Genomic DNA, 11,220 nt, shown 5'->3' on the forward strand with positions numbered 1-11,220 from the left:
ACGAGGGCTTGTCCCTCGTCTAATTCTTAGAAACTGCAAGGGCGGGGGTAGGTAGGGATGCACCGAATCTTGATATCATTTGAGCGAGAAACGGACCCCCGCTCTTGCAATTTCAATGATTTAGAAATTACGCCAAGTTTTGGACGTGTGGAACTTCCGGTGCCGCAATTCCTAAACCAATGAAATTGCTTTCTCGCCCGCCAAGGGCGAGATAGGCTCCGCGCTTGCCACTTCGCTTCCGTCATAATCGACATAGTGGAAGCTCATATTCATCGCCTAACTCAGAGGTTCCATATCTCGTGACATCTCACTTCCTGCTCGGCATCGATACGGGTGGAACCTATACCGATGCCGTTCTCTTTCATGAAACCGATGGCGTGATCGCCAAGGCGAAATCGCTGACCACGCGGCATGATCTGGCTGTCGGCATTGCCGGCGCCGTCGATGCCGTCATTGCCAAGGCTGGCATTCCCGTCTCAGCGATCGGCCTAGTCTCGCTGTCGACGACGCTTGCGACCAATGCGCTGGTCGAAGGGCAGGGTGGTCGCGCCGGTCTCATCATGATCGGCTTCGGGCCGGATGATCTCAAGCGTGATGGTCTTGCGGAAGCGTTGGGGTCCGATCCCGTGCTCTATCTCCCCGGTGGCCACAATGTGCATGGCAATGAAAATCCGCTCGATCTGACCGCGCTGCGCGCTGCGCTTCCGGAACTGGCCAAATCTGTGTCGTCCTTTGCCGTTGCCGGCTATTTCGCTGTGCGGAATCCGGCTCATGAAATCAGGGTGCGCGATTGCATCCGCGAAATCTCGCATCTGCCGGTCACCTGCAGCCATGAACTCTCTTCCAAATTGGGCGGGCCGCGCCGCGCCCTGACGACGCTGCTGAATGCCCGACTCGTGTCGATGATTGATCGCCTCGTTGGCGCCTGCGAAGGGTTTTTGGCGACGCGCGGCATCTCCGCGCCGATGATGGTGGTGCGCGGCGATGGCGCCTTGATTTCGGCCGATGAAGCCAAGCTCCGGCCGATTGAAACCATCCTGTCCGGTCCCGCCGCAAGTCTCGTCGGCGCCCGCTATCTCACCGGTCTCGATAATGCCGTCGTTTCCGACATCGGCGGCACCACCACCGACGTCGCCGTCATGGAGGATGGTAGGCCGCGTCTCGATGCCGATGGCGCCGTGGTCGGAGGCTATCGCACCATGGTCGAGGCCGTGGCCATGCGCACTTATGGCCTTGGCGGCGATTCCGAAGTCAAAATCAACGATCGCGGCCTCGTCGCCGCTTTCGAACTCGGCCCGCGCCGCCTGCTGCCACTCAGCCTCGCCGCTCACATGCATGGGGCCGCCGTGCTAGAGGTGTTGGAGCAGCAGCTGCGGGCGACGCATCTCGCCCGCAACGCCGGCCGCTTTGCGCTCCGCACCGGCGTACCCGATCATCTTGCAAGCGGCCTCACCGGGCCAGAGCAGGCCCTGTTTGATCGCATCGGCAGCGTGCCCGTGGCGCTCGATAAGCTTCTGGCGATGACGTCGCAGAAGGCGACGCTGGATCGGCTTGTCGCGCGCGGTCTCGTGCATCTGAGCGGCCTGACGCCTTCCGACGCCATGCATGTGCTCGGTGGGCAGGGGCAATGGAACGTTGAAGCGGCCCGCCTCGGGCTGGCCCTGGCGATGCGGCTGAAAGATGGGTCAGGACGCCCGATCGCGATGTCCGTCGAAGAGCTGGCGCAGAAGATCGTTGATCGTCTTACCCGCCAATCGGCTGACGTCATTCTTGCCGCCTGCTTGGCCGAAGATGGCGTGGCCGATCTGGACCCCGCAAAATCCATCTCCATCGATCGCGCCCTTCGCCGTGCGCCGGGGATCGCCCGCTTCGCCATTTCGCTCGATCGGCCGCTGGTCGGCCTCGGCGCTTCCGCTCCGGTCTATTATCCCGCTATTGCCGAGATGCTGGCGACCGAGAGCGCCATTCCCGGCGATTCGGACGTGGCAAATGCCATCGGTGCCGTCGTCGGGCAGGTCCGCACCAGCGTCACCGTCTTCATCACCATGCCGGAGGATGGCATTTATGTGCTGAATGGTGCCGGCGAGAGCCTGCGTTTTACCGACGAGGGCCACAGTTTCGCCGATGCCCGCGCGCGGGCGATCGAAGCTGCAACGGCGCAGGCAAGGCTGAATGGCGCGGTCGACCTCGTCGTGACACTGGATGAGCAGGTGGATGCGCCCGAGGTGGAAGGCAGTCGCAAGCTGATCGAGGCCCGGTTCGTGGCGACCGCCACGGGCCGTCCCCGAATCGCTATGGATTGATTGTTTCCATGGAGGCATAAATCTTTCGAACCATTGCCAAATTGACAGAAGTGAAACCGTGAGCAAAGTGGCAACATGTAAAAATTGAGCCGTAGAAGGCCTTGAGGAGTATATGGCATGAGCCGCATTGAAAAACACGGGCTTCAGATCGAACAGGTCCTCTACGATTTCCTCGTCAGGGAGGCGCTACAGGGTTCGGGCGTGGACGCCGAGACGTTCTTTGCCGGTTTTTCCAAGATCGTGCACGATCTCGCGCCGAGGAACCGTGAGCTGCTCGCCAAGCGCGACCGCATACAGGCAGCGCTTGACAATTGGTACCGCAAGAACGGCGCGCCCGTCGATCTCGCCGCCTATGAAGCCTTCTTGCGCGAGATCGGCTATATCGTGCCCGAAGGGCCAGCCTTCACGATCTCGACTGCCAATGTCGATCCGGAAATTTCAGTGATTGCCGGCCCGCAGCTCGTCGTTCCCGTCATGAACGCCCGCTATGCCCTGAACGCGGCCAATGCCCGCTGGGGATCGCTCTACGATGCCCTCTACGGCACCGATGCCATTCCGGAGACCGATGGCGCCGAAAAGGGTAAGGGCTACAATCCCAAGCGCGGCGAGAAGGTCATCGCCTGGGTTCGTGATTTTCTTGATTCCACCGTGCCGCTTGATGGCGCAAGCTGGAAGGATATCACCGGCTTTGCCGTAAAGGATGGCGCCTTGGCGGTTACGATTGATGGCGGCGTTGTAAAGCTCGCCGATGGCAGCCATTTCGCCGGCTATCTCGGTGATGCCGCTACTCCGACTCATATCCTGCTGAAGCAGAACGGCATCCATATCGAAATCGTCATCGACACGAGCACCGCCATCGGCAAGACCGACCTGGCCGGCATTTCCGATGTCCGCCTGGAATCGGCGATCACGACCATCATGGACTGCGAGGATTCGATCGCGGCCGTCGATGCCGAGGACAAGGTGGAGGTCTACCGCAACTGGCTCGGCCTGATGAAGGGCGATCTGACGGAAGAAGTCGCCAAGGGCGGCAAGACCTTTACCCGCCAGCTCAATCCTGATGTCACCTATACGGCGCCGGACGGCAGTACATTCGATCTGCATTGCCGCTCGCTGATGCTGGTGCGCAATGTTGGCCACCTGATGACCAATCCGGCCATTCTCGACCGTGATGGCAACGAGGTGCCGGAAGGCATCATGGATGCCGCCATCACCGGCCTGATCGCGCTCTATGACATCGGCCCCAATGGCCGCCGCAAGAATTCCCGCACCGGCTCCATGTATGTCGTCAAACCGAAGATGCACGGCCCCGAAGAAGTCGCCTTCGCGGTCGATATCTTCTCGCGCGTCGAGGACCTGCTCGGGATGCCGCGCAATACCATCAAGATGGGCATCATGGACGAGGAGCGCCGCACGACGGTCAACCTCAAGGAAGCCATCCGCGCCGCCCGCGAGCGCGTCGTCTTCATCAATACCGGCTTCCTCGATCGCACCGGCGATGAAATCCATACCTCGATGGAAGCAGGCCCGATGATCCGCAAGGGCGACATGAAGCAGGCGGCCTGGATCGGTGCCTATGAGAACTGGAACGTCGATATCGGCCTGGAATGCGGCCTGTCGGGCCATGCCCAGATCGGCAAGGGCATGTGGGCCATGCCGGACCTGATGGCGGCCATGCTCGAGCAGAAGATCGCCCATCCCAAGGCTGGCGCCAACACCGCTTGGGTGCCTTCCCCGACGGCAGCGACGCTGCACGCCACGCATTATCATCGCGTCAACGTCGCCGACGTGCAGAAGAGCCTGAAAAGCCGCGCCCGCGCAAAGCTTTCCGACATTCTCTCCGTACCGGTCGCCTCGCGGCCCAACTGGACGCCGGAGGAAATCCAGCGGGAGATCGACAACAACAGCCAAGGCATTCTCGGCTATGTCGTGCGCTGGGTTGACCAGGGCGTCGGCTGCTCCAAGGTTCCGGACATCAACAATGTCGGCCTCATGGAAGACCGCGCCACCTTGCGCATCTCGGCGCAGCACATGGCCAACTGGCTGCACCACAAGGTCATCACCGAAGCGCAGATTCTGGAAACGATGAAGCGTATGGCCGCCGTCGTCGATCAGCAGAATGCCGGTGATCCCAACTACACCGCCATGTCAGGCAATTTCGACGGTTCGGTTGCTTTCCAGGCCGCGCTCGATCTCGTCCTCAAAGGGCGCGAGCAGCCGAACGGCTATACCGAACCGGTCCTGCATCGCCGCCGCATCGAGCTGAAGGCAAAGCAGGCGGGATAAGCTCCGTCCTCCGTCGGAGGCCATCACAATCCTTCGAGGTCTTGTCGTCTGCGCTGAGGCTTTGACGGCAAGGCACCTCAGGAGAAGGTGGAGAGATTGTTGCGGCCAGCGAAAAAAGGTTAGCCCTCATCTTGAGGCGCGCAGCAAAAGGCGAAGCCTCGAAGGACGAGGGCGGGTCTGATGGTTGGGATCGATCCGAAATCCCTCAAGCAAAAAGGCCGCCGGATCGGTATCCGGCGGCCTTTTTCAATCCGAATGTCCAGTGATTACTGGATCACGATGACCTTGGTGCTGCGGCCCGGAAGAACGCGGCTGTAAAGATCGATCACGTCCTGATTGATCAGGCGGATGCAACCCGAGGAGGCAGCGGTGCCGATCGAGGCCCATTCCGGCGTGCCGTGCAAGCGGAACAGCGTGTCCTGGCCCTTTTCGTTGTAGAGATACATGGCGCGTGCGCCGAGCGGGTTGGAAAGGCCCGGGTTCATGCCGCCATCAACATATTTGGCGATTTCCGGACGGCGGACAGCCATTTCCTTCGGCGGATGCCAATTCGGCCATTCCTGCTTCCAGGCTACGTATGCGGTGCCGGACCAGGAAAAGCCCTGCTTGCCGACGCCGATGCCGTAGCGCATCGCTTCGCCATTGCCGAGGATGTAGTAGAGATGACGCTCGCGCGTATTGACGATGATCGTGCCTTCAGCTTCATCCGTCTTGTATTCGACGATCTGACGGCGGAACTGCGGCTTCACCTTCTGGATCGGGATCGCCGGCAGCTGAAAGCCATTGTCGGTCGTCACGCCGTAGTCGCCATCGAACGTCTTGATGGTTTCGGTGGCCGAATTTGCGGTAGCGGCCGGCGCTGCTGCGGCGGTGGTGGCATAGCCAGCCGATGCGAGCATTGCGACAAGGCCGAGTGCGGTCATAGCATTACGGATGCGCATGGAAGTCTCTTGAATTTTCGTGGCGGGAAACGGATGGCTGTAAACCATCTTTGTCTAAAGTTTATTTTCCATTAAACTTGGCTTTGCAAGCTGCTCTGGCCCTACAAAAATAGCGCCGGCGCGCAAATTAGAAGGACATGGTTTTTTTGCAACAACGCCAGGCCTGTCCCCGAGACAATTCATGACGATTTTGAACGTTTACAATAACAATCCGTTAATAGACGGCCGGCAGTCGGAGCGGGCCATGCTTGTACGCAAAGGCGTGCAACTATTACTGCACGACATGCGTCACGCCGTGCTACCCGAGCTGCCGCTCGCCAGTGGTCGTCGCGCCGATCTCATCAGCCTTTCGGAGAAGGGCGAGATCTGGATCATCGAGATCAAGACCTCGATCGAGGATTTCCGCGTCGACCGCAAATGGCCCGAATACCGGCAGCATTGCGACCGGATGTTCTTCGCGACGCACAAGGACGTGCCGCTGGACATCTTCCCGGAGGATTGCGGGCTGTTTCTGTCTGATGGTTACGGCGCCCACATGCTGCGCGAGGCGCCGGAGCATCGCCTGCCGCCGGCGACGCGCAAGTCCGTGACGCTCAATTTCTCACGTGCCGCCGCCCAGCGCCTAATGCTGGCCGAGTGGGCAACGGGTAAAGATTTTGCCTTCTCCCCTCGGGGGTCCGAAGGACGAGTCGAGACCGGTGGCTCGACCCCGGTCGGTGCCCGCCCTTCGATAGCTCAGGACGCCGATGAGGGGGGCGAGGAGCTTTAGCTTCGAGTGTTTTTTGCAACACGCGCTTACAGCGTCCTTCTCCAGAGGCAAAAGTATGCTCTATTTCGGCGCCCGCTTGGCAAGGATGCGCTGCAGCGTCCGGCGATGCATGTTGAGGCGCCGGGCCGTCTCGGAAACATTGCGCTCGCACATTTCATAGACACGCTGGATATGTTCCCAACGCACGCGGTCCGCAGACATCGGGTTTTCGGGCACTTCGGCCTTCTCGCCGGGGCGCTGCGTCAGCGCGGCATAGACGTCGTCGGCATCGGCGGGTTTGGCGAGATAGTCGAGCGCGCCGAGCTTGACGGCGGTGACCGCCGTCGCGATGTTGCCATAGCCCGTCAGCACCACGATATGCGTGTCGTCGCGCCGCTGACGGATGGCTTCGATCACATCGAGCCCGTTGCCGTCGCCGAGGCGAAGGTCGACCACGGCATATTTCGGCGGGGTCGCCTTGGATTTGGCAACGCCTTCCGCCACCGATTCCGCCGTCTCGACTACAAAGCCGCGTGCCTCCATTGCCCTCGCCAGTCGGCGCAGAAAGGGACCATCGTCATCGACGATCAGCAATGTAGCATCCGGGCCGATATGGGCCTCAGCATCCTTGGCCCCGGTCTGTGAGGTAAAGCTTTCCTTATCCGTCATTTTATCTTCTATCCCGGCGACCATCCGCCTGCATATTCAACCGATTTTGACGAAGGCAGTTTTAAGCCGCGAAAATCATTTTGTCGAATTACTGTCGATTAACACGCGCGGCCATTCGACGCGGACGCGCGCCCCCGGCGTCTCCGGATCGCGATTGCCGAAGGAAAGGGTGGCACCTGAGCGCTCGAGCAGCGTCTTGGCGATAAAGAGCCCAAGCCCGAGGCCGCCTGCCGTGTCGTCCCGCTGGCGTGAGGTGACATAGGGTTCGCCGATCCGTGCCAGTATTTCAGGCGAGTAACCGCCGCCATCGTCCTCGATGATAATAGTCAGAGTTTCGGCGGTGTATTCCACCGTCACCGTCACAGTCTTGCGGGCATAATCGACCGCATTTTCGATGAGGTTGCCGAGGCCATACATGATGCCGGCATTGCGTGACAGAACAGGTTCGCCCGCCCGCGGGCTCTTCTCGATGAATTCCAGGTTGATCCCGAACTCGCGATGCGGCGCGATCACCTCCTCCATCATCGAGGAAAGCGTCAGCCGCCGCATATGCGCCTCGTCTTCCGAGGAGAGCGTCGTCAGCCGCCTGAGAATATCGCGGCAGCGCTCGCTTTGGCTGCGCAGCAGCGCCACATCTTCCCGGAAGCGATCGTCCTCGCGCAGTTCCCGCTCCATCTCCTTGGCGACGACGCTGATCGTCGCCAGCGGCGTGCCGAGCTCGTGCGCCGCCGCCGCCGCCAGCCCGTCGAGCTGCGACAGGTGCTTTTCCCGCTGCAGCACCAGCTCCGTCGCCGAAAGGGCATCTGCAAGCTGCGAGGCTTCCATGGAGACGCGATACGCATAAAAGGCTGCAAAGGCCATGGTGGAGGCGATAGAGCACCACACGCCCAGCTGCATGACGCTATGCACGCTGACCGAAACGCCCTCATACCAGGGCAGGGGGAAGGGAGAGAATGCCAGACCCGTAATGCAGATCATCGCAAGTACGATGAGCGGCATGCTGTAGCGGATCGGCTGCGATGCGAAGGAGATGATGACGGGCACGCAGACGAGCGCCGAGAAGGGATTGGCAAGCCCGCCGGTGATCAGCAACAACCCGCAGAGCTGCAGGAGATCGAGGCTGAGCAGCGCGAAGGCTGCCGGCGGCTCCAGCCGGTGCGTCGGCGGATAGCGCAGGGTGAGGAAGAAGTTGATCCAGGCAAGGCAGGCGATCAGCACGCAGCAGGGCAGGAGCGGCATGGGAAATTTCAGCCAGAAGGCGACTATCATCACAGTCACCGTTTGACCGCCGACCGCAAGCCAGCGCAGGCGCACCAGCGTCTGCAGCCTTAGCCGCCGGCTGGTATGGTGGCCCTCCTGCGCCTTCATTTCGGCTTCGGAGAGCTTTTCCAGTCCCCGGAAGAAGCGTGCCATCGTCAGGTCCCCCTTGGCTTGGCGCGTGTCGTCGGCAAGGCCTGGGCCGGATCTTCCGGCCAGGGGTGCCTCGGGTAGCGGCCGCGCATATCGGCGCGTACATCCTTCCAGGATCCGGCCCAGAAGCCCGGCAGGTCGCGCGTCGTCTGGATCGGGCGATGTGCCGGTGATGTCAATTCCAGCACCAGCGGCAATCTACCGCCGCCGATGGCCGGATGCTGTTTCAGTCCGAAGAGCTCCTGTACGCGAATGGTCAAGAGTGGTTCCTCGCCATCATATTGAATGGGATGGCGCTGGCCGGTGGGCGCCTCGAAATGTGTCGGTGCCATCCTGGCGAGATCGCGCTGCAGCTCGTGCGACACCAGCGACATAAGCCCATTGGAAAGGCCGCCGGCGGAGATATCGGAGAGGCCGCGCGTGTCAGGCTGAAACGGCATGAACCATTCGTCAAGCCGAGCAAGCAGCGCCTCCTCGCTCATATCGGGCCAGGGTTCGCCGATCGTCCTGTATAAGAAGCCGATCCTGTCCCGCAGTTGCGTGGCTTCCTTGGAGAACGGCAGGACACCGATCCCGAGTTCGCGTATGCCCTCGGCGAGCGCCTTGGCCGCCTGTTCACCGCTGGGCCGCGGCAGGGGCGTTTCCTCGAAGATGATGGCGCCGAGCCGCGTTGCCCGTCGTGCGCGCACCTGACGGCTCGCTTTGTCGAAAAAGCTCTGATCTTCGGTGCGGATCTCGCCCGGCAAATGCTCTTCGACATCGGCGCGCGAAATCTCCGCCGCAGCAAGAATGCGCGCCTGCGCCGCACGTCCGGTCAGGTCGGCGATGACAAGCATCTGGGAGCCGGCAAGCCGCTCGGTCTCCGGCAATTCTGCGCCGCGCCCATTGGCCATGACGAAACGTCCCCGCCCGCCGCGCTGCAGCGCGATGCGGTCGGGAAAGGCATGCAGCAGTAGCGCGCCGGCGAGCGGAGGAGTAGAGGAAGGGGTGCTGCCGTTGCTACCGGCCGCTTGAGCGAGACGCCCGGCGAGACGACGCGCAGCCTCGGCTCGTTCACCCTTCTCGGTCTTGAAGCGTCGCAGCCGGTCTTCCAGGTCGATGCTCGATCCGCCGAGCCCCTGTTCCGTCAGTAGTACGGCAAGCAGCGCCGCTTCGCGCGCCTGGCCGAATTCGCCAGCCGAAATCACCATCGCCGCCAGCCGTGGCGGCAGGGCGAGCTCGCGCATCAGCCGGCCGCGCGCCGTCAGCCCGTTGTCCGCGTCGAGCGCACCCAGCTGCCGCAGCAGGGCTCGTGCTTCGGCAAGCGTCGTTGCCGGCGGTTGGTCGACGAAAGAAAGCGTTGCCGGATCCTGCACGCCCCAATGGGCAAGATCGAGCGCTAGGCCCGAAAGGTCGCTGGAAAGGATTTGCGGCGGCGTAAAGGCCGGAAGCGCCGCCGTCTGTCCCGGATGCCACAGGCGGATGGCGATGCCCGGTTCGGTTCGTCCGGCGCGGCCGGCGCGCTGATCAGCCGAGGCGCGCGACACGCGCACCGTTTCGAGCCGTGTAATGCCGGTGGAAGCCTCGAACACGGGCAGTCGCTGCAATCCGCTGTCGATGACGATGCGCACGCCGTCAATCGTGATCGATGTCTCGGCGATCGAGGTCGCCAGCACGATCTTGCGCGTGCCCTGCGGCGCTGGCCGAATTGCCGCATCCTGCTCCTTCTGGCTGAGATTGCCGTAAAGCGGCGCAATCACTGTCCCCAGCCCGAATCGCCCTTCAAGGCGCTCCGCCGTGCGGGTGATTTCCGCTTGCCCCGGCAGGAAGGCGAGGATCGAGCCCTGCTCGCGCGCATGAGCATCGAGTATCGTCCGCGTCACCGTATCCTCGATGCGCTCTCCCACTGGCCGATCCTGATGACGGATATCGATCGGGAAGCTGCGGCCCATGCTTTCGATGACGGGCGGATGGTCAAGCAGAGTCGCGACACGCTCCACATCCAATGTCGCCGACATGACGAGGATGCGCAGATCGTCGCGTAGCGCCGATTGCACATCGAGCGCCAGCGCCAGTCCGAAATCTGCATCCAGCGAGCGCTCGTGAAATTCATCGAAGATGACTGTGGAGATGCCGGAGAGTTCGGGGTCGTCGAGGATCATCCGCGCAAACACACCTTCCGTCACCACCTCGATGCGGGTCTTGGCGGAGATGCGGTTGTCGAGCCGCATCCGATAGCCGACAGTATCGCCAACCTGTTCGCCAAGCAGCGAGGCCATGCGGGCAGCGGCGGCCCTTGCCGCCAGCCGTCGCGGCTCCAGAAGAATGATTCTGCCATCGCCGCGCCACGCCTCGCCCAATAGATAAAGCGGCACGAGTGTCGTCTTGCCCGCGCCGGGCGGTGCGGAGAGTACGGCACGCCGCTCTTCAGCGAGCGCCGCAACGATATCGGCAAGCACATGCGAGACCGGCAGTTCCGGTAATGAGGGCACTCTATATGTCACGCCTGCCCGCTCCGCATATGTCTATGGGCGAAAGCGCGCATTTGCCGGGTCGGCGCCGCATGCGCCCGCCTTTTATCGAGAAGCATCATATCCGCTCCCTTCAATCTCTCGATGTCTATTAGGTCCTGGGTGTCCGGCTGGCAATGCGAGCCGGATTCGATGCTTGCAACAGGCACAAGTAGCTCTTTGGGAGCACTTATCCGGGAGATTCCGGCAGTCGGCGTAAAATGAATCCCAAAATCGCGGCCGCCCGCGAAAAAATCTCCAATATTTTGATCGCGCCCACAAATTGCCATTGTAAATCAGTCAGTTACAAAAATGTCAGAATTTTTACAGTTGGAGTGTTGACTTGGTTCGGAGGTAGGGTCTATAAGCCCGAT

7 protein-coding genes are annotated in these 11,220 nt (G+C 61.6%); 3 read left to right on the top strand and 4 right to left on the bottom strand.

Annotated features, from left to right (window positions below; all coding sequences use genetic code 11):
* Positions 1–299: 299 nt before the first annotated feature.
* Positions 300–2,303, top strand: coding sequence for a hydantoinase/oxoprolinase N-terminal domain-containing protein (locus PH558_RS13980; RefSeq protein WP_285204949.1), 2,004 nt, complete (start codon positions 300–302; stop codon positions 2,301–2,303).
* A gap of 117 nt (positions 2,304–2,420) precedes the next feature.
* The gene (locus PH558_RS13985) at positions 2,421–4,589 is read left to right on the top strand and encodes a malate synthase G (protein ID WP_285204950.1); all 2,169 of its coding nucleotides are present in this window, start codon (positions 2,421–2,423) and stop codon (positions 4,587–4,589) included.
* Between the two features lie 266 nt (positions 4,590–4,855).
* On the opposite strand, the gene PH558_RS13990 is transcribed toward PH558_RS13985, so the two are convergent.
* Positions 4,856–5,530, bottom strand: a complete 675-nt coding sequence (locus tag PH558_RS13990) for a L,D-transpeptidase (RefSeq protein ID WP_095436107.1) — start codon at positions 5,528–5,530, stop codon at positions 4,856–4,858.
* A 181-nt stretch (positions 5,531–5,711) separates the two neighbouring features.
* Between PH558_RS13990 and PH558_RS13995 the strand changes: the two genes are divergently transcribed.
* Positions 5,712–6,299 carry an MmcB family DNA repair protein gene (locus PH558_RS13995; RefSeq protein WP_244575254.1) on the top strand — a complete coding sequence of 196 codons (588 nt, stop codon included), beginning with the start codon at positions 5,712–5,714 and terminating at the stop codon, positions 6,297–6,299.
* A 60-nt stretch (positions 6,300–6,359) separates the two neighbouring features.
* Here the strand turns inward: PH558_RS13995 and PH558_RS14000 are convergent, their stop codons facing one another.
* The 3 genes from PH558_RS14000 to hrpB all read right to left on the bottom strand — a co-directional run bounded on the left by PH558_RS14000 (position 6,360) and on the right by hrpB (position 10,828).
* On the bottom strand, positions 6,360–6,947 hold the full coding sequence (locus tag PH558_RS14000; protein WP_095433439.1) for an ActR/PrrA/RegA family redox response regulator transcription factor: 588 nt from the start codon (positions 6,945–6,947) through the stop codon (positions 6,360–6,362).
* Positions 6,948–7,022: 75 nt separating this feature from the next.
* On the bottom strand, positions 7,023–8,315 hold the full coding sequence (locus tag PH558_RS14005) for an ActS/PrrB/RegB family redox-sensitive histidine kinase (RefSeq protein ID WP_174718616.1): 1,293 nt from the start codon (positions 8,313–8,315) through the stop codon (positions 7,023–7,025).
* A 47-nt stretch (positions 8,316–8,362) separates the two neighbouring features.
* On the bottom strand, positions 8,363–10,828 hold the full coding sequence (hrpB, locus tag PH558_RS14010; protein ID WP_285205024.1) for an ATP-dependent helicase HrpB: 2,466 nt from the start codon (positions 10,826–10,828) through the stop codon (positions 8,363–8,365).
* Positions 10,829–11,220 lie beyond the last annotated feature (392 nt).

It is taken from the genome of Rhizobium pantanalense (assembly GCF_030182525.1).
Taxonomy (GTDB): Bacteria; Pseudomonadota; Alphaproteobacteria; order Rhizobiales; family Rhizobiaceae; genus Rhizobium.